This is a genomic window from Cnuibacter sp. UC19_7, assembly GCF_042699995.1.
Taxonomy (GTDB): domain Bacteria; phylum Actinomycetota; class Actinomycetes; order Actinomycetales; family Microbacteriaceae; genus Cnuibacter.
Genome location: NZ_CP170560.1, coordinates 3630282 through 3652839, shown reverse-complemented (window position 1 = coordinate 3652839; position 22558 = coordinate 3630282). Strand labels below are relative to the sequence as shown.

The window sequence follows — 22558 nt, the reverse complement described above, 5'->3', positions numbered from 1 at the left end:
CCACTCGTGTGCCTGCGGATTCGCAGCGCGACGCATTCCGTGGTGCGGATGGTCGTGCGGCGTATCATCGGGCTCTCCTGATCCTCGAAAGATGATCAGGGACACCATAACCCACACGGATGCACGCATGGCCGCGCGCCGCGTCGATTCACGGGTGCGTAACGAAGTGTTTACACCCGACCCGGGACCGGGTCAGGGAACGATCCTCGAACGGATCAGCCGGTGTAGCGGGCGTAGTAGGGCGAGCCCCAGATGCCGCGGTACTCGACGTAGCGACCCCAGTCGGGCGAGTCGATCATCATGCCGCCGCCGGCGTAGATGCCGATGTGCTGACCCGGGTAGACCAGGAAGTCACCAGGCTGAGCGTCGGCCGGGTCGATCCGAGTCATGAGGGCGGCCTGAGCGGACACGCCTCGAGGCAGCTTGATGCCGAACGCGCCCATGACGTACTGGGTGAGCCCGTCGCAGGAGAACGAGGTGTCGGGCGAGTTGCCGGCGCCGTAAGGGACCACTCCGACGAACTGCTGGGCGTAGGCCACGACCGCGGCACCGCTGTACGAGGCGGCGGGCGGGGTCACCGCGAAGGGCGACGACGACGAGGAGGACCCGGAGCTCGAGGTGGGCGTCGCCGCGGCGCGCTCCGCAGCGAGCGTGGCTGCGGCCGCAGCCTCGGCAGCCTGCTGCGCCGCGGCGAGCTCCTCGGGCGTGGGCGCGGTGTAGCCATCGCGGCTCACCGTGAGCATCGCGGTGGCGTTGGGGATCTGGAGCGTCTGGTCTTCACCGAAGGCGGTCGACGTCGCCTCGGGGTCGAAGCTGCCGCCTCCGCCGTACGCGTAGGCCGGGAGCGCGGTCGTCGTAAACATGCCCGCAGCGAGCACCATCACGAAGCCCGCGGCGACGGTGCGCTTGCGGGGCATCCGCAGACGGGCGCGCTGCTCGCGGGCGCTGAACGCGGCCGGGACCACGGAGCTGCTGGCGGCGATGGGCGCCGTGGCGACGGGCACCGACGGCGCGGCCTCGAGGGCCGGCGCGCGGTGCGCGGAGACCGGCGAGGGCGCAGCGGTCGAACGCACGACAGCGGGGGCCGTCGTGGACAGGACGATCGCGTCGCCGCGATCCGTCGCTGCTGCTGCCTGGGCCTCGCGCTCGCGACGCTCGCGGCGGGTGAGGGGCTGATCGTTCGCGCTGCCGTCGGCTGCGCGGTTGGTGTCGGTGCTCATCGGGTTGAGCGCGTCTCCAGCAGATGCCAAGTTCTATCCTCCGGCACTTCCCGGACCCCAGTCCGTCCCCATCCGCACCGTTGTCGTGTGCTTCTAGTCGTCGAGGGACGGGGACATAGAAGTGCCTCGACGTCGTCATGGATCGGCCGGAAGACCGATCAGACTTGGAAGACCTTACGCGACGAGATGGGACTTGTCATCTCAACACGCTGCTTTAACGTTTTGGTAACAGCGGACGTCGATCAGACGCCGACGAAGATATGACTCGCGACCTCGTTGGGCAGCTCGAGGCCCTGTTCGAACCCGTCGACCTCGACCAGGACGTACGAGCCCGCCGACGAGAACGCCGCCGTGTTGCCCGGCACCACACCCGACTGCTTCAACTGCAGCAGCAGCTCGGGGTCGGTCTGGGCCGGCTCGCCCAGCCGCCGGATCGTCTTCCGCTGCGGGCCCACGGCGCCGTGCACGAGCGTGACGATGTTCACCACACCCTTCGTGAAGGGAGCGGTCGCCTCCTCGCCGAAGGCGTCGAGGCCCGGGATCGGGTTGCCGTACGGCGACTCGCGCGGGTGGTCGAGCATGTCGAGGATGCGCAGCTCCACCTGCTCGCTCATCACATGCTCCCAGCGGCATGCCTCCTCGTGCACCAGCTCCCAGTCGAGGCCGATGACGTCGCTGAGCAGCCTCTCGGCCAGACGGTGCTTGCGCATCACCGAGACCGCCTTGCGGCGCCCCGGCTCCGTCAGCTCGAGGTGACGGTCGCCCGACACGACGACGAGTCCGTCGCGCTCCATGCGCCCCACCGTCTGCGACACCGTCGGACCTGAATGCCCCAGCCGCTCGGAGATGCGCGCGCGCAGCGGGATGATGTTCTCCTCCTCGAGCTCGAGGATGGTGCGGAGATACATCTCGGTGGTGTCGATGAGGTCTGTCAAGAAAAGCTCCTCGCCGTCAGACGCGTATCGCTGACAGCCTAGTGTTTCCCGCGCGCATGAACGCGGAAGCGCCGTCGATACTATTAACCGCATGGCGACCATCGAGATTCCGCGCGACCTCCTGCCCATCGACGGCCGATTCGGCTGCGGGCCCTCCAAGGTCCGGGGCGAGCAGCTCGAAGCGCTCGTCACGCGCGGCGCTTCCCTCCTCGGCACCAGCCACCGTCAGGCCCCGGTGAAGGACCTCGTCGGCTCGGTCCGCTCCGGCCTCGCCGACCTCTTCGCGCTGCCCGAGGGCTACGAGGTGCTCCTCGCCAACGGCGGCTCGACCGCGTTCTGGGACTCGGCCGCGTTCGGACTCATCGAGAAGCGCGCCGAGAACCTCTCCTTCGGCGAGTTCGGATCGAAGTTCGCCAAGGCCGCGGGCGCCCCCTGGCTCGAGAAGCCGCACGTCATCACCGCCGACGGCGGATCGCGCGCCGAGGTCGAGGTGCTCGAGGGCGTCGACCTGTACGCCTGGCCGCACAACGAGACCTCCACGGGCGTGATGGCCCCCGTCCGGCGCGTGCAGGGCGACGAGGGCGCGCTCACCGTCATCGACGCCACGAGCGCCGCGGGCGGCGCGTTCGTCGATCCCGCCGAGGCCGACGTGTACTACTTCGCCCCGCAGAAGAACTTCGCCAGCGACGGCGGACTCTGGCTCGCCTTCTTCTCCCCCGCCGCGATCGAGCGGGTGGAGCGGATCGCGGCCTCCGGCCGCTACATCCCCGAGTTCCTCAGCCTGAAGAACGCGATCGACAACTCGCGCCTCAACCAGACGCTCAACACCCCCGCGGTCTCCACCCTGGTGCTGCTCGACGAGCAGGTCTCCTGGATCAACGCGAACGGCGGCCTCAGCTGGGCCGCCGCCCGCACGAAGGAGTCGTCCGACGCGCTCTACACGTGGGCCGAGGGCGTCGGCTACGCGCGTCCGTTCGTCTCGGATCCCGACCACCGCTCCCAGGTCGTCGTCACCATCGACTTCGACGACTCGATCGACGCCGCGGCCATCGCGAAGGCCCTCCGCGCCAACGGCATCGTCGACACCGAGCCGTACCGCAAGCTCGGCCGCAACCAGCTGCGCATCGCGACCTTCGTCGCGATCGAGCCGTCGGATGTGCGTGCGCTGATCTCCTGCATCGAGTACGTGGTGTCGCAGCTCGGCTGAGCCGACCGCGTCGTCGCTTCGACACCGATTACAGGAAAGCCCCGCGATATCTGCGGGGCTTTCCTGTATTCGGTGCTGAAGCGCGGGCTACGGGCGGTCGTCGGCCTCGTCGGCCTCGTCGGAGGTAGACGCGTCGTCGGCTTCGGGTGCGTCGGGGTCGAGGGCCTCGTCGTCGAGGTCGTCGAGGTCTACGTCGTCGACGAGGTCATCCTCATCGAGGTCGTCGAGCGCGTCCTCCTCGTCCTCGTCCTCGTCGTCCTCGTCGTCGTCGTCGTCCTCGAGCGAGTCGTCCTCGTCGCCGTCGCCGTCGAGCTGGTCGTCGTCGCCCTCGGAGTCGTCCTCGTCGGACTCATCCGACTCCGCCTCGGCGGCAGCCTCGGCCGCGGCGGCCTGGGCCGCGCGCCAGTCGGCGAGACGCTCCGACCACGGCACCCAGTCGGGCGCCAGCAGCGCCTCCTCGCCGGGGAGGAGCTCGGTCTCGAGCACCGTGGGCTCGGAGCCGTCGTCGACGCGGGCCAGGGTCGCGGTCCAGTGCCAGCCCGGGTATCCGCGGAGCTTCGTCGCGAAGTGGATGCTCAGCACGTGCTCGCCCTCGGCGCGCACGCCGACGACCTCGCCGATGGTGGAGTCGTCGGTGATCTCGCGCAGCCCGGACCGCGCCAGCTCGACCGAGTCGAGCAGCACCGGGTCGGGCTCGTACACGACGGCCTCGATCTCTTCTGCCTCGACCAGCTCGCCCTTGGCGTCGTCGGCCCCGTTATCCTCTGCGGTCTCGGAGGCATCAGCCTGCTCCTCGGCCTGCCCGGCAGAGGACTCGCCCACGGAGTCCTCGGTCACCTCGGCATCGCCGCCCGCAGGCTCAACCACATCTGCAGACTCGACGGCATCCACGGGCTGAGCCTCACTCGCATCCGCAGTCTCCACCGCATCCGCAGCCTCACCCGCATCCGCAGACTCACCCGCATCCGCAGCCTCCACTGCATCCGCAGCCTCGACCGGAGCGCCGTCCGTCACCTCGGGCGCGTCGGCGCCGTCGGGCGCGCTCACGCGTCGAGCTCGTCGGCCACCCGGCGCAGCAGCGTCGCGACCTTGTGGCTGTGAGCGTTGTCGGGGTAGCGCCCGCGCTTCAGGTTGCCGCCGACGGCATCGAGCACCTTCACGAGGTCTTCGACGATGATCGCCATGTCGTCGGCCGGCTTGCGCGACATCTTCACCATGCTGACGGGCGCTTCGAGCAGCCGCGCCGAGAGCGCCTGCGCGCCGCGCTTGCCGTCGGCGATGCCGAACTCGAGCCGCGTGCCCGCCTTGACCTTCGCGCCGGCGGGCAGGGCCGACGCGTGCAGGAAGACCTCCTGGCCGTCGTCGGTGCTGACGAACCCGAAGCCCTTCTCCTCGTCGTAGAACTTCACCTTGCCGGTCGGCATCTGTCGAACTCCTCATTGCTGTCGCCGCGGTTCTCGCGGCTCCGACGAGTTTACCGTTGCCCGTATCCTTGGGAACGTGAGCGATGACGAACGGCAGCCCGCGAGCCGCCTCCAGCGCACCCTCGGCTTCATGATCGTCGCGGTCATCGGCCTCTCGGTGCTGTGCTTCTTCGCGATCATCATCGCGACCGCGGTCGGCGTCCACGACTTCACGCCGGCCCCCTGGCCCGTGATCGGGCTGCTGCCGGTGATCGGCCTGCCGATCGGGTTCGTGCTGATCTTCGTGCTCCTCATCATCAGCGTCCGCGCGCGCGGACGCGAGAACCGCGGGGGTCGGTGAGCGCTCCGCTCGACCTCGCGCGCGAGCTGTCGGCTCGCGACGCCGACGACCTGGCCGCTCTGCTGACCGCCAGGGACATCGGCGGGCGCTCGCTGCGCGATCTCTTCGACCTGGCCGACGCCCTGCTCGACGAGGGCTCGATCCTGGCCGCCCTCGCGCCGCTTCCCCGCCCGGTGATCGAGCTTCTCGCATCCGGCCAGCGCCTCGCGGCAGCGGATGCGGATGGCCTGCTGAGCGAGAGCCTCCTGCTCACACGACGGCTGTCGCTTGTGGACCGGGACGGGCGCCCGTTCGCCGCGGTGATCGCGGTGGCCTCCCGGGTGCTCGCCGATGCTCCCGCGAGCGACGCGTCGAAGGACGCCTCCGCGACCATCCCGGCCACCCCCGAGGCTCCCGTCGACGCGGACGCGGCAGAACGCGCCACCGCCGCGGTGCTCGGCGTGCACGAGCTGCTCGACACCCTCCGCGGCTCGCGCGTGCGCTGGCGCGCCCGGGGTGGCATCGCCGTCGCCGACGAGCGCCGGCTGACCGCCGACCTCGATCCGCAGCACGCCGACGTCGCTCAGCTCGCCCAGCTCGCGATCGACGCCGGCCTCGCGGCCATCGAGTCCGACCTCCTGCTCCCGACGGACGAGGCCGCCTCCTGGGCGGCGCTCCCGGCTCCTGAACGCTGGAGCCGCCTCATCGCGGGCTGGTCCGCGGCGCTGCCGCATCCGCTGGCCTCGGTCGTCGTCGCCCGTCCCGCGCTGCTGGCCGTCGCATCCGCACTCGACGAGGCCGTGCGAGCGGCCTACCCCGCGGTCTCGGAGGCCGTCCTCCAGTCCGTGCCCGCCACCGTCGCCGCCGCCGACGCGCTGGGGCTCATCGCCTCCGGCCGCCCCACCTCGCTGGGGGCGGTGCTCGCGGGGACCGAGGATCCGGAGAGCATCGCCGCGTCGTTCCCCTCCCCCGTCGAGCAGGTCTACCTCCTCGACGACCTGTCGGTCGTCTCCCCCGGTCCGCTCGCCCCCGAGCTCGACGCGCGCCTCCGCGACCTCGCGGCCGTCGAGTCGCGGGGTCTCGCCACCACGTACCGGATCTCGCGCGCCAGCCTCGACCGCGCGCTCTCCGCCGGCGAGACCGAGCAGCGGATGCGCGACCTCCTCACCCGGATCTCCCTCACCGGCATCCCGCAGGCGCTCGACTACCTCCTACGGGAGGCCGCCGCCGCACACGGCCGGCTGCGCGTGGAGTCCGTCGATGGCGAGACGGTCATCGGGGCCGACGATCCGCGGCTCACGGAGCAGATGTCGGTCGACCAGTCCCTCTCCGCACTGCGGCTCGAGCAGCTCGACAGCGCCACCCTCGTCACCTCGCGAGCGCGCGACGCCGTCTACTGGATGCTGGTCGACGCGGGCTACGCCCCGAGCGCCTGGGTGGACGGGCACGAGGTCCCCTTGTCGAGGGCGCGGATCGCGCATCCGGCCACATCGAATGCGCGGGACGACGCCGCCGCAGCCGCAGAGGCTCTGCAGCTGGCCTCGCGCCTGCTCGCCGCCACCCCGCCGCTCACCGACGACACCACCGCGTGGAACACCCGCGAGCTCGAGCGGGCACTGCGCGCCCGCGAGCAGGTGCGCCTCGGGGTCCGGATGCCCGACGGCTCCCGGCGCGAGATCGTGGCGATGCCGCTCGGTCTCTCGGGCGGGCGGCTGCGGTTCTCCGACACCGCCGCGGGCGTGGAGCGCACCGTGCCGGTCCGCAGCATCGACGACGTCACCGCGCCGGCGGCCGACGCATCCGCCCCCGAAGCGTCCACCCCCGAAGCTCCCGCCGCCGACGCCCCCACCCGTCTCATCGCATCCCGAACCTCCGAGTCCCCCGGCGAGCGCCCGCGCAGCTCCTGAGCACCCAGCCCCACCGACCGACTCCCCCGCAGACGCGGGTAGAATCGACGGTCATGCCCAACGGACCTCTCATCGTCCAGAGCGACCGCACCGTGCTCCTCGAGGTCGCCCACCCCGACGCCGAAGCCGCGCGCCACGAGCTCGCCGCCTTCGCCGAGCTGGAGCGCGCCCCCGAGCACGTGCACACCTACCGGGTCACCCGGCTGGGGCTCTGGAACGCGCGCGCCGCGGGCCACACGGCCGAGGAGATCCTGGCCGTGCTCGACCGCTGGTCGAAGTTCCCGGTGCCGCAGGCGGTCAGCGTCGACGTCGCCGAGACCGTCGCGCGTTACGGTCGGCTCGTCATCGACCGCCGCGACGACGGCGAGCTCATCCTGCGCTCCACCGAGCCGGCGATCCTCTCGGAGATCGCCCGCGGCAAGCGCGTCGCCCCGCTCCTCACCGGGCGCGTCGACGACACGACGTTCACCGTCCAGGCGTGGGCACGCGGGCAGCTCAAGCAGGAGCTCATCAAGCTGGGCTGGCCCGCCGACGATCTCGCCGGCTTCACGCCGGGCATGCCCCACGACATCGACCTCGACGAGACCGCGTGGCACCTGCGCGACTACCAGCAGCAGGCGGTCACCAGCTTCGTCGACCACGGCTCGGGCGTCGTCGTCCTCCCCTGCGGCGCGGGCAAGACCCTGGTCGGCGCGGGCGCGATGGCCGAGATCAAGGCCAACACCCTCATCCTCGTGACCAACACCGTCTCGGCCAGGCAGTGGCGCAGCGAGCTGCTGCGCCGCACGAGCCTCACCGAAGACGAGATCGGCGAGTACTCGGGCGCGGTGAAGGACGTGAAGCCGGTCACGATCGCGACCTACCAGATCCTCACGTCGAAGCGCGGAGGGGTCTACCGCCACCTCGAGCTGCTCGACGCCCTCGACTGGGGTCTCATCGTCTACGACGAGGTGCACCTGCTCCCGGCGCCCGTCTTCAAGCTCACCGCCGACCTCCAGGCGCGCCGCCGGCTCGGCCTCACCGCGACGCTCGTGCGCGAAGACGGTCGCGAGTCCGACGTCTTCAGCCTCATCGGGCCCAAGCGCTACGACGCTCCGTGGAAGGACATCGAGGCGCAGGGCTACATCTCCCCCGCGGAGTGCTTCGAGGTGAGGGTCGACCTGTCGCACTCCGAGCGGCTCGAGTACGCCGCGGCCGCCGACGACGAGCGCTACCGCCTCGCGGCGAGCGCGCCCGAGAAGCTCGCGGCGACGCGCGAGCTGATCGACCGGCACCCGGGCGAGCAGGTGCTCGTCATCGGCCAGTACCTCGACCAGCTCGACGCGCTGTCGGATGCGCTTCATGTCCCGCAGATCACGGGCGCCACCCCGGTCGACGAGCGGGAGCGGCTGTTCCAGGCGTTCCGCGACGGCGAGGAGCGGATCCTCGTGGTCAGCAAGGTCGCCAACTTCTCGGTCGACCTGCCGGAGGCGTCGGTCGCCATCCAGGTGTCGGGGTCGTTCGGGTCGCGGCAGGAGGAGGCCCAGCGCCTCGGCCGTCTGCTGCGGCCGAAGGAGTCGGGCCACACGGCGTCGTTCTACACGCTCGTCACGCGAGACACGGTCGACGCGGAGTTCGCTCAGAACCGGCAGCGGTTCCTGGCCGAGCAGGGGTACTCGTACCGCATCCTCGACGCCGACGCGATCGCGGCGTAGACCCACGCGGCACCCTGGTCGCGCACTGAGCGCATCCGACTGACGTTCAGGTTCGACACAGCTGACGCGCAGAGAATGGTGCCATGACCGGCCCCCGCATCCTCATCGTCGACGACGAACCCAACATCCGCGATCTGCTCACCACGAGCCTGCGCTTCGCAGGGTTCGCCGTGCGCGCCGTGAACAACGGTGCCCAGACGATCTCCGCGGTGCTGGAGGAGGAGCCCGACCTCATCATCCTCGACGTGATGCTGCCCGACATGAACGGCTTCGGCGTCACCAAGCGGCTGCGCGCGGCCGGCTACACGGCCCCCATCCTCTTCCTCACCGCGAAGGACGACACCGAGGACAAGATCACCGGCCTCACGGTCGGTGGCGACGACTACGTCACCAAGCCGTTCAGCCTCGACGAGATCGTGGCGCGCATCAAGGCCATCCTCCGCCGCACGATGCAGGCCGACGAGGACGCCATCATCCGCGCCGGCGACCTCACCATGGACCAGGACACCCACGAGGTGTTCGTCGGCGACGTCGCGATCGAGCTCTCACCCACCGAGTTCAAGCTGCTGCGCTACCTCATGCTCAACCCCAACCGCGTGCTGTCGAAGGCGCAGATCCTCGACCACGTGTGGGAGTACGACTTCAACGGCGATGCCGGTATCGTCGAGTCGTACATCTCGTACCTGCGTCGCAAGCTCGATGCGCACACCGACGAGTCGCTCATCCAGACCAAGCGCGGGTTCGGCTACATGCTGAAGGTCAGCAAGGCCTCGTAGTCTTGCCGGGATGCACAACGCGCTCCTGAAGCAGTGGAACTCCATCTCACTGCGCACCAAGATCACCGGCGTCACGGTGCTGATGCTCACCTTCGGGCTGGTGGTCTCCGGTATCGGGACGATGCTCGTGCTGCGGTCGTACCTGCTCACCCAGGTCGACTCCCAGCTTGACTCCGCGGCGAAGGATCCCTCCGCGTTCCTCGGTCCGGGCGCTCAGCCGGGCGAGTTCAAGCTGCAGGACATCCAGTCGGCGCCCGATGACTACTTCGTCGGGCTCTACGACGCCTCGGGCAACCTGCTGATCAGCAACTGGGGCTCGAGCGACACCGACGCGATGCCGTCCGCCGCGGTGTCTCTCGACTCGACGAACCTCCTCGAGGGCAAGGTCTTCACCACCGAGTCGCTCGACCAGCGCACCGAGTGGCACGCCGTCTCGACCATCGTCTACATCGGCACCGACGGGTCGCAGGGCAGCATCGTCATCGCGCAGGCGCTCACCGCGACGGAGCGCACCACCGCCACGTACCTCTCGATCTTCCTCGCGTTCGGCATCGGCGTCGTCATCCTCGGGGCCATGCTGACGAGACTCCTCGTCACATCCACCTTCGGGCCGCTGCGGGCCGTCGAGCGCACGGCCGCGGCGATCGCCGACGGCGACTTCAGCCAGCGCCTCTCCGACGACATCCCCAACACCGAGGTCGGGCGGCTCAACCGCTCCCTCAACACGATGCTCTCGCGCATCGACCGCGCGTTCGCCGACCGCGCCCGCACCATCGACCAGATGCGACGCTTCGTCGGCGACGCCTCCCACGAGCTGCGCACGCCGCTCGTCTCGGTGCGCGGCTACGCCGAGCTGTACCGGATGGGGGCACTGCAGACCCCTGAGGACGTCGCGTCGGCCATGGAGCGCATCGAGAAGGAGGCCATCCGCATGTCGACGCTCGTGGAGGACCTCCTCGAGCTCGCGCGCCTCGACGAGACCCGTCCGCTGCAGCTCGCCCGCGTCGACCTCGTACCCCTCGCGATGGATGCGGCGATGGATGCGCGCGCATCCAGCCCGAACCGGGTCATCTCGGTGATCACGCCGCTCGGGCCGTCGGAGGTGGAGATCACGCCTGTGCTCCCGTCGCTCGATGGGGCGGCGCCTGCCCCCGACTCCACCGGCAGCGCGCCTGTGAAGCCGCCGCGGAGCGTCTCGACCGCGACCCGGCCGATCGCCGCGCTCGGCGCGCGCCTCCGCCGGCGCGGACGGACCGCGCCGGTGCCGATCGCCGACGTCGGGCAGTCGCTCGCCGAGGGCGAGCCCATCCCCACCGCCGCCCTGACGCGCCCGATCGTCCTCGCCGAGGAGAACAAGATCCGCCAGGTCATCGCGAACCTCGTGGGCAACGCGCTCCGCTACACCCCCGACGACAGCCCGATCGACATCGCGGTGAGCGCCGACGACACCCGCCGCGTCGCGATCCTCGACGTGATCGATCACGGCGAGGGCATCCCCCCGCAGATCCGCGAGAAGATCTTCCAGCGCTTCTGGCGCGCCGACACCTCCCGCGCCCGCGAGACCGGCGGCAGCGGCCTCGGCCTCGCCATCGTCGCGTCGATCGTCGCCACCCACCAGGGCACCGTCGAGGCGCTCGAGACCCCGGGCGGCGGCGCCACCTTCCGCGTCACCCTCCCCCTCGTCCCCGTCCCGGGCTCCCCCGCCCCCACCCCGCGCGACGCCCGCGCCGCCGCCGCCGCGTCCGCGGCGCCTGCGCGCGCTGCGACGGCGGACGCGGCGCCGGCGGACGACGACGAGGGCTACGAGGGCCCTTCGACCACGACGACCGCGTACCTCTCGTAGCGCAGGGCTGCCGGCGACGACGTCGGGATGGGGCCGCCCCTTTTCAGGACTGACCGACCGGAACGGCCGTACTCAGGACGATCCGCCCTGAGTACGGTAGTAGCTCCTGAGAACGGCAGGAGCGCGCTGGATATGCCGACGGACCCGCCGGCCGACGCGCGGGCGCCGGCGTGGAAGATGTGGCACCCAGCCGGGCTCGAGCACACCCAGGAAACGCGGACCACGTCGCTTCCCAGCCGCGGTTCTTGGGTGCACTCGGCTGCTTCAGCGCCCACCCCCGCGCCACGCTCACGCACGCACGCACGCACAGCGGCGGAGACACAGAAGAGGGCGGCCCCCGTGGGGACCGCCCTCTCGTGTACTGCGCTACGGACTAGAAGTCCATGCCGCCCGTGGGGTCGGCGGGAGCGGCCGAGGCCTTCTCCGGCTTGTCGGCGACGACGGCCTCGGTGGTGAGGAAGAGGCCGGCGATCGACGCGGCGTTCTGCAGCGCCGAACGGGTGACCTTCGCCGGGTCGATGATGCCCGCAGCGAGCAGGTCGACGTACTCGCCGGTCGCGGCGTTGAGGCCGTGACCCGCGGGCAGCTCGCGCACCTTGGCGGCGACGACGCCGGGCTCGAGGCCGGCGTTGAAGGCGATCTGCTTCAGCGGAGCCTCGATGGCGACCTTCACGATGTTCGCGCCGGTCGCCTCGTCGCCCGTGAGCTCGAGGGTCTCGAACGCGGCGGTGCCGGCCTGGATGAGGGCCACGCCACCACCGGCGACGATGCCCTCCTCGACGGCGGCCTTCGCGTTGCGCACGGCGTCCTCGATGCGGTGCTTGCGCTCCTTGAGCTCGACCTCGGTCGCGGCACCGGCCTTGATGACCGCCACACCGCCGGCGAGCTTCGCGAGGCGCTCCTGGAGCTTCTCGCGGTCGTAGTCGCTGTCGGTGTTCTCGATCTCGGCGCGGATCTGGGCGACGCGACCGGCAATGGCCTCGGGGTCGCCCGCGCCCTCGACGATCGTGGTCTCGTCCTTGGTGATGACGACCTTGCGGGCCTGACCGAGCAGGTCGAGGGTGACGTTCTCGAGCTTGAGACCGACCTCCTCGGAGATGACCTGGCCGCCGGTGAGGATCGCGATGTCCTGCAGCTGAGCCTTGCGGCGGTCGCCGAAGCCGGGAGCCTTGACGGCGACCGACTTGAAGATGCCGCGGATCTTGTTCACGACGAGCGTGGCCAGGGCCTCGCCGTCGACGTCCTCAGCGATGATGAGGAGCTGCTTGCCCGCCTGGATCACCTTGTCGACGATCGGCAGGAGGTCCTTGATGTTCGAGACCTTCGAGTTGACGATGAGGATGTAGGGGTCCTCGAAGACCGCCTCCTGGCGGTCGGGGTCGGTCACGAAGTACTGCGACAGGTAGCCCTTGTCGAAGCGCATGCCCTCGGTCAGCTCGAGCTCGGTGCCGAAGGTGTTCGACTCCTCGACGGTGACGACGCCCTCCTTGCCGACCTTGTCGATGGCCTCGGCGATGATGGCGCCGATCTCCGGGTCTGCAGCCGAGATGGATGCGGTGGCCGCGATCTCGTCCTTGGTCTCGATCTCCTTGGCGTTCGCCGCGAGCTGAGCGGAGACGGCCGCGACGGCCTTCTCGATGCCCTTCTTCAGGCTGATCGGGTCGGCGCCGGCGGCCACGTTGCGGAGGCCTTCCTTGACGAGCGCCTGAGCGAGCACGGTCGCGGTGGTGGTGCCGTCGCCCGCGACGTCGTCGGTCTTCTTGGCGACCTCCTTGACGAGCTCGGCGCCGATCTTCTCGTACGGGTCGTCGAGCTCGATCTCCTTGGCGATGGAGACGCCGTCGTTGGTGATCGTGGGGGCGCCCCACTTCTTCTCGAGGACGACGTTGCGACCGCGAGGCCCGAGGGTCACCTTGACCGCGTCGGCCAGCGTGTTGAGGCCACGCTCGAGGCCGCGGCGGGCCTCTTCATCGAAAGCAATGATCTTTGCCATGTGTGTTTCTCGTCCTCCCTGGACGTCAAAGATTCAGGGTTTAGCACTCGCTGAACGAGAGTGCCAGATCAATCTTGGCACTCGGCAGCATCGAGTGCAAGTGAAGGAGGACCTGGGGCATTAAACGCATCGACCCGGCCGCAGCCGGGTCGATGAGAAGGTCCGCGAGACGCGGATCGTGCGACGGTCAGGCGAGGCGGACCGACTCCGCCTGCGGGCCCTTGGAGCCGGTGCCGACGTCGAAGACGACCTGCTGCCCCTCCTCCAGGACCTTGTACCCTGACATGTCGATCGCCGAGTAGTGGACGAACACGTCCTGCCCGCCACCATCGACGGTGATGAAGCCGTAGCCCTTCTCAGCGTTGAACCACTTGACGGTCCCGTTCGCCATTCCTGCTCCCAAATGCTGTGTATCCAAGACGGGCGAGTTCGCCACGACTTGCCCAGATACTAGCCAGCGGAGCAGGGCCGAAAAGCGGCCGGAAGGGCCGATTCAGCACATCGTTTCAGCGATTCAATCAGAATTAAACACAGGCGAAACAAAGCGCCCCTGAGGGCCCCCGGAGGGGGCTATCCGACCGTGTCGGAGTCGCCGCCCGACGAGTCGCCGCCGGAGGAGACGAGGCCGTCGGAGCCGGGGCCGGCGTAGTCGGCGCCGATCACGACCGTGAGGGTCGCGCCGGGGAACGCCGACGACAGGGTGGCGGGCACCCCGAGCTGCTCCGACATCGCGAGCGCCGCGGCCTCGGACGCGGGGTCGGCGTAGTAGACGGTCGACGTCGCCACATCGGTCTCGCTCGCGTTGGCGACCGTGGGCTGCGCCCATCCGTTCGCCACCACGGCCTCGCCGACGGCGGAGGCCAGCCCCGCCACGTCGGTGCCGTTGAGCACGGTGACCGTCGCGGCCGGGTCGACGGCGGGCGTCACGGTCGGCGTCGGGGTCGGGGTCTCGACGGGAGCGGCGGAGCTCGTCGAGCCCGCACCGAACACCCCGTCGAACTGGATGCTGTTGTTGACGACCGCGAGATAGGTCACGCCGGCGCCCACGAGCAGGGCCGTGGCGAGCGCCGCCCAGGCGAAGACGATCCACCCACGCCCTCGGGGCTTCGGACCGCGATGCGCCCCCACCCGGGAGGTGGAGGCGGGGAGGTGGTCGAAGCTGTCGAGGGTGTGCTGGGCCATCCGGGTCCTAGTCGTCGTGCGGAAGCAGTCGCGCGCTCCGGGCAGCGAGGCGTTCGTCGCGCATCCGCTGCAGTCGGTTGATCAGCATCGGGTCGTGCGCGAGCGCCGCCGGCGAGTCGATCAACGCGCTGAGCACCTGATAGTAGCGTGCGGACGACAGACCGAACTCCTTGCGGATGGCCGACTCCTTCTGGCCCGCGTGCCTCCACCAGCTGCGCTCGAACTTGAGGATTCGGACGTCGCGCTCCGAGAGCGTCTGTCCCTCTGCCTGGGCGGTGCGGTCTCCGGGCATGACCATCTCACCTCTGATTCCTGGTTCTGACGCGGGCGCCGGGTCAGCGCACTGTCGTCATACTAGGGGCGCACGGCCGCCCGCTCCCGGAAGACGCACAGGAGTAGGTGGAGAGGTCGATATGCAGTCGCTGAGAATCGCCCGAGTAGGGCCCACTCGATGCCGACGGCCGCGGGAGTCGCCGTCAGGCCGACGCCGGTCGGAGCATGGAGATGTGCGTGATGCCCGCCTCCACGTACTCCTCGCCGTACGCCTCGAACCCGGCGCGGGCGTAGAGCGGGGCGATGTAGCTCTGGGCGTGCAGCAGCATGGGCTCGTGCCCGAAGAGGTCGGTCGCCCTCTGCAGCAGGATGCGCGCGAGACCGGAACCCCGGTGGGCCCGGTCGACGACGACGCGGCCGATCACGCGATGCGCTCCCCCGTGCTCCGCGACCTCGTCGAAGAGCACCCTGAGGTAGGCGAGGACGTTCCGGCCCTCCTTGACGTAGAGGTGCACGGTCGTGGGCTCGACATCGCGCCAGTCGAGCTCCTCCTCGTCGACCTTCTGCTCGACGAAGAAGACATCGGTCCGCAGCTTGGCGATGCCGTAGACCTCGAGGGGCTCCAGCTCGCTCCACGTCTTCTGGGTCAGGGAACGTTCGGTCACCGTCCGAAGTTTACTGAGATGATCGGACGAATCCGTGCCGGTCTCAGCCCCGTGCCGAGAACAAGGAGAACACACCATGACGTATGAGGTGTCCAAGACCGACGCCGAGTGGCGCGACGAGCTCGACCGCGACGAGTACGCGGTCCTCCGTCAGGCGGCCACCGAGCGTCCGTGGACCGGCCGGCTGCTCGACGAGCACCGCGAGGGCGTGTACCGCTGTCGCGCCTGCAGCGCCGAGCTGTTCCGCAGCGACACGAAGTTCGACTCGCACTGCGGATGGCCCAGCTTCTACGACCCGTCGCAGTCGGATGCGGTCGAGCTGATCCAGGACCGCTCGCTGGGCATGGTCCGCACCGAGGTGCGCTGCGCCAGCTGCGGCTCGCACCTGGGACACGTCTTCGACGACGCCCCGCAGACCCCCACCGGCGACCGCTACTGCATGAACTCCATCTCCCTCACCTTCGAGCCGGCGGCCTGAGTGGGGGCGGTCAAGGAGGCGATGCTCGCCCGTCGCTCGATGTCGCGCGTCACCGACGCCGCACCGAGCCGGGGCGAGCTGCGCGAGCTCGTCGAGGCCGCGGGCCAGGTCGCCGATCACAGCGGCCTGCGTCCCTGGCGCATCATCGAGCTGCGCGGCGACGACCGCGACGTGCTCGGCAAGGCGCTGGCGAAGGCCGACGGCAAGTCGAAGAAGGATGCGGGCAAGCACGTCTCGAAGGCGCGTCGAGCCCCGCTCGTGCTCGCGATCGTCGCCTCCTACCGCAGGAGCAAGGTGGCGCACTGGGAGCAGGAGGCCGTCGCCTCCGGCGTGGCCCACGCCCTCAGCCTCGTCCTCCACGACGAGGGCTGGGGCGTGTTCTGGCGCACGGGCTCGACCACGCGCCACAAGGCGGTGCGCAAGGCCCACCGCCTCGACAAGGACGAGGAGCTCCTCGGCTGGCTCTACGTCGGCGGCATCCCCGAGACCGGGCGCCGCCCGCGGCCGCGCAACCGCATCCGCGTGGAGAGGCATCTGTCAACCCTGTGACCCGGGAGGCCGGGGGCCGGAACGCACCGGAGTAGACTCGAGGCACTGTGCCTGAACTGGACTCCAAGACTCCAGTCGACGACGACTCCCCCTCTCCCTCGCAGGACACCCCTCGCGGACCGGCTCCGATCGAGGGCGTCTCCGCGGCCCGCCGGTGGGCGGCCATCGCCGCGCTCGCGCTCGGCGGCTTCGGCATCGGTGTGACCGAGTTCGCGACCCTGGGCCTGCTCCCCGACCTCGCGTCCGACCTGCTGCCCCAGGCGTACGCAGCGGATCCCGCCTCGGCCAACGCCACGGCGGGCATCATGGTGTCGGTCTACGCCCTCGGAGTCGTGGTCGGCGCTCCGACCATCACCGCGCTCGCCGCGCGCATGTCGCGCAAGCGTCTGCTGCTGGTGCTCCTCGCCGTCTTCGTCGTCGGCAACCTGCTGAGCGCCGTCCTGCCCTCCTTCGGGCTGGTGACGGCGGCGCGATTCCTCAGCGGCATCCCGCACGGCGCCTACTTCGGCGTGGCCTCGCTGGTGGCCGCGTCGCTCATGGGTCCGGGCAAGCGCGCCATGGGTGTCTCGCTCGTGCTCGCGGGTCTGACGGTGGCGAACATCGTCGGCGTCCCGCTCGGCACGTTCGTGGGCCAGTCGTTCGGATGGCGGACGACGTACCTCATGGTGACGCTGATCTTCGCGGTCACCCTCGTCTTCGTGCTCATCGCTGTGCCGTTCCGCCCGGGCGATCGGAGTGCGACGATGCGCAACGAGCTCTCCGCCTTCCGCCGCCCGCTGGTGTGGCTGACGCTCCTCATGGGCTCGGTCGGCTTCGGCGGCATGTTCGCCGTCTACACGTACGTGACGCCCCTGACGACGGATGTGACGGGCCTCGAGGCCTCGTTCGTCCCGATCGTGCTGGTGGTGTTCGGCATCGGCATGACGGTCGGCAACCTGCTCGGCGGCTGGTTCACCGACCACGGCGTGAAGCGGTCGCTCATCGTGGCCATGGGCGGCCTCGGGATCGCGGTGCTCGCCCTGGGGCTCACCGCCCAGTCGCCCGTCGGACTGATCGCCTCCATCCTCTTCGTCGGCTTCTTCGTCGGCGGCGCCGGGCCGGCGGTGCAGACGCGGCTGATGGACGTGTCGCACGACGCGCAGTCGGTCGCCGCCGCGCTCAACCACTCGGCGCTCAACATCGGCAACTCGCTCGGCGCCTACCTCGGCGGGCTCGTCATCGCCGCCGGACTCGGGTACACCTCGCCCGCGTTCGTCGGCCTCGGGCTGGCCACCGTCGGCATCCTGGTCGCCCTCATCTCGTTCGCCGTCGAGCGTCGCCGCGGACGCTGAGAGCCCCGCGAGCGTCGGAACTTTCCGGCTCCCTCCCGTGTTGTACCCAATGACACAAGGAGGAACCATGACCGAGAAGGCCGTACTCGCCGGTGGCTGTTTCTGGGGTATGCAGGATCTCATCCGCAAGCGCCCGGGAGTCGTCTCCACCCGCGTGGGCTACACCGGCGGTGACGTCGAGAACGCCACCTACCGCAACCACGGCACGCACGCCGAGGCGATCGAGATCGAGTTCGACCCCGCCACGGTGAGCTACCGCGACCTGCTGGAGTTCTTCTTCCAGATCCACGACCCGTCGACGAAGAACCGCCAGGGCAACGACGTCGGGATGAGCTACCGGTCGGCGATCTACTACGCCGACGACGAGCAGCGCCGCGTGGCGGAGGACACCATCGCCGACGTCGACGCCTCCGGCCTCTGGCCGGGCAAGGTCGTCACCGAGGTGGAGCCCGCCGGGGCGTTCTGGGAGGCCGAGCCCGAGCACCAGGACTACCTGGAGCGCATCCCGTGGGGCTACACCTGCCACTTCGCCCGCCCGGGCTGGGTGCTGCCCCGCCGCAGCGAGTCGGTCGCGTCGTAGCCGCCCGCCGTGCCGCGAGCGGGCCGGATCGCGTCGACTAGACTGTCGCGAGCCGGCCGGCTTGGCGCAATTGGTAGCGCAACGCTCTTGTAAAGCGTAGGTTGCGGGTTCGAGTCCCGCAGCCGGCTCCACGAGGCCCCGCGTCGAACGTGCGATGCGGGGCTTCGCTCATTTGCGCTCGCCGTGCTGATCCTCGCAGGGCGGCGTCGACGTCATCGTGACGTCGAAGAGCTCCTCCGCGCGCGGCACACGGGTGAACAGGGTGCCGCAACGAGCGCACCACCACCCGCCGTTGGCATCCTGCTCCCCGACGAAGTGCCCTCCCGGGCTCGTGCAGTCAGGTTCTCGCACCCCCCATCGGAGTGCACGAAACAGATCCCCCATGGATCGACCCCCACGCCACCGACGTCGTATCGGAGCGACACCGGCAGGCTAGCGTCCACTCGTCCAGCGGGTCGATTCCCCTGTTCAAATCACAGGGAGCACCAGACCTCCCACCTCGTGGAGAACGCAGAAGGCGCCCTTCCCGCTCATGGGGAAGGGCGCCTTCTGCGTTCTCGACGAGACTCGGGCCCCGGCGGGTTCAGCCTCCGGCGGGCTCAGCCCGCGGGGACCGGGGTGGGGGTCGGGGTGGACTCGGCGGAGCCGACGACCTGGACGACGAACGCGGAGAAGGCGTTGGCGTCGGAGAGCGAGCCGCCGTACTTCTGGCCGTTCACCAGGACGGTGGGCGTTCCGGTGACCTTCTCCTCGGACGTGCCGGGGAGCGGACCCTGCAGGGCCCGGGAGGTCGAATCGGCCACCCAGTTCTTGAACTCGCCGTCGTCGATGCAGCTGTTGATCTGATCGAGATTCTGAGCCCCCGCTTGGGAGACCAGGTCCTTGATCGTGGCGTCGTCGAGGCCCGAGGTGTTCTCCTGCGGCTGGTTCTGGAACATCAGCTTGTTGAAGGCCCAGAACTGGTCGGGCGAGTAGTTCGCCACGCAGGCCGCGGCGTTCGCCGAGCGGGTCGAGTACTTCGTGCCCTGGCTGCCGCGGTCGAGGATCGAGATCGGGTGGATCTCGACCGTCGCGGCGCCCGAGGACACCCACTGACCGATCTGCTCGTTGTTGGTCGCCTCGAACTGGCCGCAGTAGGGGCACATGTAGTCGAGGTAGATCCGGATGTCGGCGACGTTCGGGTCGCCCGTCGGTGCCGCCGCAGGGGTCTCACCCGGCTGCAGGCCGGGGGTGGTCTGCGCGACGAAGTTCTCGCCGATGGTGATGCCGTCGCTGGCCATGTTCGCCGGGCCGGGGCCCGCGGGCTTCAGCGTGGAGACGATCACCAGCGTGACACCGACGATGATGGCGATCACGACGACGCTGAGCGAGCTGATCAGGATGGCGCGGTTGCGGATGTCCTTCTTGCGCTGCTGCTCACGGAGCTGCTTCGCCTTCTCGCGCGCCGCCTCCCGTCGTTCGTTCTTGCTCATGCGGGCGTCTTGAGGTCGGCCGGATGTCATACGTGATTGCTCCGTGTGGGATGGCGTGCGGGGGTCGGCGGCGCGTCGGGACGGGCTCGTGACTCGGGTCTGCACCGTGCCCGGGGGACGCCGACTTCACCCACCATAGTAAAGACCGGAGCCTGGGAGTTGCCCTGCGTGCCATAATGTCCCTCAGGCTCGCCGACGGCGTCGGGCCTGATCATCCATTCACTACGGATCGTCCGGCACGTACCTGCCGGTGAAGGAGATATCGAACCATGGCATCCGTCACCTATGACAAGGCCACCCGGATCTACCCGGGATCGACTCGCGCGTCTGTCGACAAGCTCGACCTGGAGATCGCCGACGGCGAGTTCCTCGTGCTCGTCGGCCCCTCGGGCTGCGGCAAGTCGACGTCGCTGCGCATGCTGGCCGGCCTCGAAGAGGTCAATGAGGGCCGCATCCTGATCGGCGACCGCGACGTCACCGACATCCCGCCGAAGGATCGCGACATCGCGATGGTCTTCCAGAACTACGCCCTCTACCCGCACATGACGGTGGCCGAGAACATGGGCTTCGCGCTCAAGATCGCCGGCGTCGGCAAGGACGAGCGCGCCACCCGCGTGCTCGAGGCGGCCAAGCTGCTCGACCTCGAGCCCTACCTCAGCCGCAAGCCGAAGGCGCTCTCCGGTGGTCAGCGTCAGCGTGTGGCCATGGGCCGCGCGATCGTGCGTCAGCCGCAGGTGTTCCTCATGGACGAGCCGCTGTCGAACCTCGACGCGAAGCTCCGCGTGCAGACCCGCACCCAGATCGCGTCGCTGCAGCGTCGCCTGGGCGTGACCACCGTCTACGTCACCCACGACCAGACCGAGGCGCTCACCATGGGCGACCGCATCGCCGTGCTGAAGGACGGCCTGCTCCAGCAGGTCGGCACCCCGCGCGACCTCTACGAGAAGCCGAACAACGTGTTCGTCGCCGGCTTCATCGGCAGCCCGGCCATGAACCTCTTCCAGGCCGACCTCGCCGACTCCGGCGTGCACTTCGGCTCGGCCATCGTCCCGGTCGACCGCGACGTGCTCGCCGCGACGCCCTCGAAGGTCGCCACCATCGGCGTCCGCCCCGAGGACATCGTGGTCTCGACCGCGGCAGGCGAGGGCCTCGAGGTCGTCGTCGACCTGATCGAGGAGCTGGGAGCCGACGGCTACCTCTACGGTCACAGCGACATCGAGGGCAAGCGGACCGACATCGTCGCCCGCGTCGACGGCCGCTCGCACCCGTTCGTCGGCGACAAGGTGTACCTCACCGCGGCGCCGAACCACGTGCACCTGTTCGACGTGGAGTCGGGCGAGCGCCTGGGCAACAAGGCAGTCGTCAGCTGACCTCCTCGTTCTCCATCACGTCGGCTATCGCCGATCCGGGACTCCTCGACCTTCCGTGGGATCTCCCGCTCGACGCCTGGCCCGACGAGTTCATCGCCGCCCTCCCCAAGGGCATCTCCCGACACCTGGTGCGCTTCGCGCACCTGAGCGGACACGTCGTCGCCGCCAAGGAGACGACGTCGGAGATGGCCCACGGTGAGTACGAGATGCTGAAGACGCTCCAGAGGCTCGACGTCCCGTGCGTCGAGCCTCTGGCCGTCATCAGCAACCGCGTCGACGCCGAGGGCGACCCCTTGCCGGATGTGCTGGTCACCCGGCATCTGAAGTTCTCGCTGCCCTATCGGGCGCTGTTCTCGCAGACCCTGCGCCCCGACACGGCCACGAGGCTCGTCGACGCGCTCGCCGCGCTGCTGGTGCGCCTGCACATGATCGGGTTCTTCTGGGGCGACGTGTCCCTGTCGAACACTCTGTTCCGACGCGACGCCGGGGCCTTCGCGGCGTACCTCGTCGATGCCGAGACCGGCAAGTACTACGACGGCGGCCTCTCGACCGGTCAGCGCGAGAACGACCTCGAGATCGCGCGCGTCAACATCGCGGGCGAGCTCATGGACCTCGAAGCCGGCGGCCGCGTCGACGAGGAGCTCGACCCGATCACCGTCTCGAACGGCATCGTGAAGGCGTACCGCTCCCTCTGGACCGAGCTCACCGGGCCCGAGTCGTTCAGCTCCTCCGAGCGCTGGCGCATCAACGAGCGCGTCAACCGCCTCAACGACCTCGGCTTCGACATCGAGGAGCTCGCCATCCGCACCACCGAGGGCGGCACCACGGTGCGCATCCAGCCCAAGGTGGTGGATGCGGGGCACCACCAGCGCCGACTGCTGCGCCTGACCGGGCTCGACGCCCAGGAGAACCAGGCCCGACGCCTCCTCAACGACCTCGACGCGTACGCGGCGCGCTACGGCAAGGAGGACGCCGACGAGGAGATGATCGCCCACGAGTGGCTGGCGAAGGTCTTCGAGCCGGTCATCCGCGCCATCCCCCGCGACATGCGCGGCAAGCTGGAGCCCGCCGAGGTCTTCCATCAGCTGCTCGAGCACCGCTGGTTCATCAGCCAGAACGAGTCGCGCGACATCCCCCTGGCCGAGGCCGTGTCGAGCTACATCAACGAGGTGCTGCGTCACCGACGCGACGAGGCGACGATGATCGAGCCCTCGACGGGCATGATCACGCTTCCCGTGGCGGTCATCGACGACGACGCCGAGGGAGACTGGCGCTCGAAGGTCTGAGGCGGGATCCGCCCGGGCCTCCGAGGCGGGCCAGACCTTCGACGCGGGTCAGCC

Annotated in this window: 22 protein-coding genes and 1 tRNA gene; 13 read left to right on the top strand and 10 right to left on the bottom strand. The window is 69.7% G+C overall.

Annotated features, from left to right (window positions below):
- Positions 1–215: 215 nt before the first annotated feature.
- Positions 216–1250: a C40 family peptidase gene (locus ACFJGV_RS17565; protein WP_378145397.1), complete on the bottom strand. Its 1035-nt coding sequence runs from the start codon at positions 1248–1250 to the stop codon at positions 216–218.
- Positions 1251–1462: 212 nt separating this feature from the next.
- On the bottom strand, positions 1463–2155 hold the full coding sequence (locus ACFJGV_RS17560) for a metal-dependent transcriptional regulator (RefSeq protein ID WP_378145396.1): 693 nt from the start codon (positions 2153–2155) through the stop codon (positions 1463–1465).
- 91 nt (positions 2156–2246) lie between these two features.
- Between ACFJGV_RS17560 and serC the strand changes: the two genes are divergently transcribed.
- Positions 2247–3362, top strand: coding sequence for a phosphoserine transaminase (serC, locus tag ACFJGV_RS17555; RefSeq protein WP_378145394.1), 1116 nt, complete (start codon positions 2247–2249; stop codon positions 3360–3362).
- A gap of 87 nt (positions 3363–3449) precedes the next feature.
- Here the strand turns inward: serC and ACFJGV_RS17550 are convergent, their stop codons facing one another.
- Together ACFJGV_RS17550 and ACFJGV_RS17545 are read right to left on the bottom strand one after the other, a co-directional pair.
- A complete protein-coding gene (locus ACFJGV_RS17550; protein WP_378145393.1) occupies positions 3450–4409 on the bottom strand; it encodes a DUF3027 domain-containing protein in 960 nt (319 codons plus the stop codon).
- Entirely contained in the window at positions 4406–4786 is a 381-nt protein-coding gene (locus ACFJGV_RS17545) for a cold-shock protein (RefSeq protein ID WP_378145391.1), read from the bottom strand. The genes ACFJGV_RS17550 and ACFJGV_RS17545 overlap by 4 nt, the downstream gene beginning before the upstream one ends.
- A gap of 76 nt (positions 4787–4862) precedes the next feature.
- On the opposite strand from ACFJGV_RS17545, the gene ACFJGV_RS17540 reads away from it, so the two are divergent.
- From ACFJGV_RS17540 to ACFJGV_RS17520, 5 genes are all read left to right on the top strand, one after another.
- Positions 4863–5126, top strand: coding sequence for a multidrug ABC transporter ATPase (locus tag ACFJGV_RS17540; RefSeq protein WP_378145389.1), 264 nt, complete (start codon positions 4863–4865; stop codon positions 5124–5126).
- Positions 5123–7012: a helicase-associated domain-containing protein gene (locus ACFJGV_RS17535; RefSeq protein ID WP_378145387.1), complete on the top strand. Its 1890-nt coding sequence runs from the start codon at positions 5123–5125 to the stop codon at positions 7010–7012. Before ACFJGV_RS17540 ends, ACFJGV_RS17535 begins: the two co-directional genes overlap by 4 nt.
- Before the next feature lie 53 nt (positions 7013–7065).
- A complete protein-coding gene (locus tag ACFJGV_RS17530) occupies positions 7066–8706 on the top strand; it encodes a DNA repair helicase XPB (protein ID WP_378145385.1) in 1641 nt (546 codons plus the stop codon).
- Between the two features lie 83 nt (positions 8707–8789).
- Complete coding sequence (locus ACFJGV_RS17525; protein WP_085018864.1) at positions 8790–9482, top strand: response regulator transcription factor; 693 nt, start codon at positions 8790–8792, stop codon at positions 9480–9482.
- A gap of 10 nt (positions 9483–9492) precedes the next feature.
- Positions 9493–11325, top strand: a complete 1833-nt coding sequence (locus ACFJGV_RS17520) for a sensor histidine kinase (protein ID WP_378145384.1) — start codon at positions 9493–9495, stop codon at positions 11323–11325.
- Positions 11326–11698: 373 nt separating this feature from the next.
- Here the strand turns inward: ACFJGV_RS17520 and groL are convergent, their stop codons facing one another.
- The 5 genes from groL to ACFJGV_RS17495 all read right to left on the bottom strand — a co-directional run bounded on the left by groL (position 11699) and on the right by ACFJGV_RS17495 (position 15438).
- Positions 11699–13318, bottom strand: coding sequence for a chaperonin GroEL (gene groL, locus ACFJGV_RS17515; RefSeq protein WP_378145382.1), 1620 nt, complete (start codon positions 13316–13318; stop codon positions 11699–11701).
- 187 nt (positions 13319–13505) lie between these two features.
- Entirely contained in the window at positions 13506–13709 is a 204-nt protein-coding gene (locus ACFJGV_RS17510) for a cold-shock protein (RefSeq protein WP_378145380.1), read from the bottom strand.
- Between the two features lie 179 nt (positions 13710–13888).
- Positions 13889–14500, bottom strand: coding sequence for a LytR C-terminal domain-containing protein (locus ACFJGV_RS17505; RefSeq protein ID WP_378145379.1), 612 nt, complete (start codon positions 14498–14500; stop codon positions 13889–13891).
- Between the two features lie 7 nt (positions 14501–14507).
- Entirely contained in the window at positions 14508–14792 is a 285-nt protein-coding gene (locus tag ACFJGV_RS17500) for a DUF3263 domain-containing protein (protein ID WP_378145377.1), read from the bottom strand.
- A 184-nt stretch (positions 14793–14976) separates the two neighbouring features.
- Positions 14977–15438, bottom strand: a complete 462-nt coding sequence (locus tag ACFJGV_RS17495; protein ID WP_378145376.1) for a GNAT family N-acetyltransferase — start codon at positions 15436–15438, stop codon at positions 14977–14979.
- Positions 15439–15514: 76 nt separating this feature from the next.
- On the opposite strand from ACFJGV_RS17495, the gene msrB reads away from it, so the two are divergent.
- From msrB to ACFJGV_RS17470, 5 genes are all read left to right on the top strand, one after another.
- Entirely contained in the window at positions 15515–15916 is a 402-nt protein-coding gene (msrB, locus tag ACFJGV_RS17490; RefSeq protein ID WP_378145375.1) for a peptide-methionine (R)-S-oxide reductase MsrB, read from the top strand.
- A 21-nt stretch (positions 15917–15937) separates the two neighbouring features.
- Positions 15938–16465 carry a nitroreductase family protein gene (locus ACFJGV_RS17485; RefSeq protein WP_378148768.1) on the top strand — a complete coding sequence of 176 codons (528 nt, stop codon included), beginning with the start codon at positions 15938–15940 and terminating at the stop codon, positions 16463–16465.
- Between the two features lie 47 nt (positions 16466–16512).
- Positions 16513–17796, top strand: a complete 1284-nt coding sequence (locus ACFJGV_RS17480; protein ID WP_378145373.1) for an MFS transporter — start codon at positions 16513–16515, stop codon at positions 17794–17796.
- A 67-nt stretch (positions 17797–17863) separates the two neighbouring features.
- Positions 17864–18376, top strand: coding sequence for a peptide-methionine (S)-S-oxide reductase MsrA (msrA, locus tag ACFJGV_RS17475; RefSeq protein ID WP_378145371.1), 513 nt, complete (start codon positions 17864–17866; stop codon positions 18374–18376).
- A 55-nt stretch (positions 18377–18431) separates the two neighbouring features.
- A tRNA-Thr gene (locus tag ACFJGV_RS17470) sits at positions 18432–18507 on the top strand.
- A gap of 468 nt (positions 18508–18975) precedes the next feature.
- Here ACFJGV_RS17470 and ACFJGV_RS17465 read toward each other — a convergent pair.
- Positions 18976–19848, bottom strand: coding sequence for a DsbA family protein (locus tag ACFJGV_RS17465; RefSeq protein WP_378145369.1), 873 nt, complete (start codon positions 19846–19848; stop codon positions 18976–18978).
- Between the two features lie 269 nt (positions 19849–20117).
- Here ACFJGV_RS17465 and ACFJGV_RS17460 point away from each other — a divergent pair, with 269 nt between their 5' ends.
- Positions 20118–21218: an ABC transporter ATP-binding protein gene (locus tag ACFJGV_RS17460; protein ID WP_378145367.1), complete on the top strand. Its 1101-nt coding sequence runs from the start codon at positions 20118–20120 to the stop codon at positions 21216–21218.
- On the top strand, positions 21215–22504 hold the full coding sequence (locus ACFJGV_RS17455) for a DUF4032 domain-containing protein (RefSeq protein WP_378148767.1): 1290 nt from the start codon (positions 21215–21217) through the stop codon (positions 22502–22504). Before ACFJGV_RS17460 ends, ACFJGV_RS17455 begins: the two co-directional genes overlap by 4 nt.
- Positions 22505–22558 lie beyond the last annotated feature (54 nt).

Excerpts from the sequence above, each read along its gene's own strand:
- serC (WP_378145394.1), top strand. The coding sequence starts at position 2,247 with ATGGCGACCATCGAGATTCCGCGCGACCTCCTGCCCATCGACGGCCGA.
- ACFJGV_RS17510 (WP_378145380.1), bottom strand. The coding sequence starts at position 13,709 with ATGGCGAACGGGACCGTCAAGTGGTTCAACGCTGAGAAGGGCTACGGC.
- ACFJGV_RS17520 (WP_378145384.1), top strand. The coding sequence starts at position 9,493 with ATGCACAACGCGCTCCTGAAGCAGTGGAACTCCATCTCACTGCGCACC.
- msrB (WP_378145375.1), top strand. The coding sequence starts at position 15,515 with ATGACGTATGAGGTGTCCAAGACCGACGCCGAGTGGCGCGACGAGCTC.
- msrA (WP_378145371.1), top strand. The coding sequence starts at position 17,864 with ATGACCGAGAAGGCCGTACTCGCCGGTGGCTGTTTCTGGGGTATGCAG.
- ACFJGV_RS17500 (WP_378145377.1), bottom strand. The coding sequence starts at position 14,792 with ATGCCCGGAGACCGCACCGCCCAGGCAGAGGGACAGACGCTCTCGGAG.
- ACFJGV_RS17545 (WP_378145391.1), bottom strand. The coding sequence starts at position 4,786 with ATGCCGACCGGCAAGGTGAAGTTCTACGACGAGGAGAAGGGCTTCGGG.
- ACFJGV_RS17465 (WP_378145369.1), bottom strand. The coding sequence starts at position 19,848 with ATGAGCAAGAACGAACGACGGGAGGCGGCGCGCGAGAAGGCGAAGCAG.
- groL (WP_378145382.1), bottom strand. The coding sequence starts at position 13,318 with ATGGCAAAGATCATTGCTTTCGATGAAGAGGCCCGCCGCGGCCTCGAG.
- ACFJGV_RS17505 (WP_378145379.1), bottom strand. The coding sequence starts at position 14,500 with ATGGCCCAGCACACCCTCGACAGCTTCGACCACCTCCCCGCCTCCACC.
- ACFJGV_RS17530 (WP_378145385.1), top strand. The coding sequence starts at position 7,066 with ATGCCCAACGGACCTCTCATCGTCCAGAGCGACCGCACCGTGCTCCTC.
- ACFJGV_RS17485 (WP_378148768.1), top strand. The coding sequence starts at position 15,938 with ATGCTCGCCCGTCGCTCGATGTCGCGCGTCACCGACGCCGCACCGAGC.
- ACFJGV_RS17525 (WP_085018864.1), top strand. The coding sequence starts at position 8,790 with ATGACCGGCCCCCGCATCCTCATCGTCGACGACGAACCCAACATCCGC.
- ACFJGV_RS17460 (WP_378145367.1), top strand. The coding sequence starts at position 20,118 with ATGGCATCCGTCACCTATGACAAGGCCACCCGGATCTACCCGGGATCG.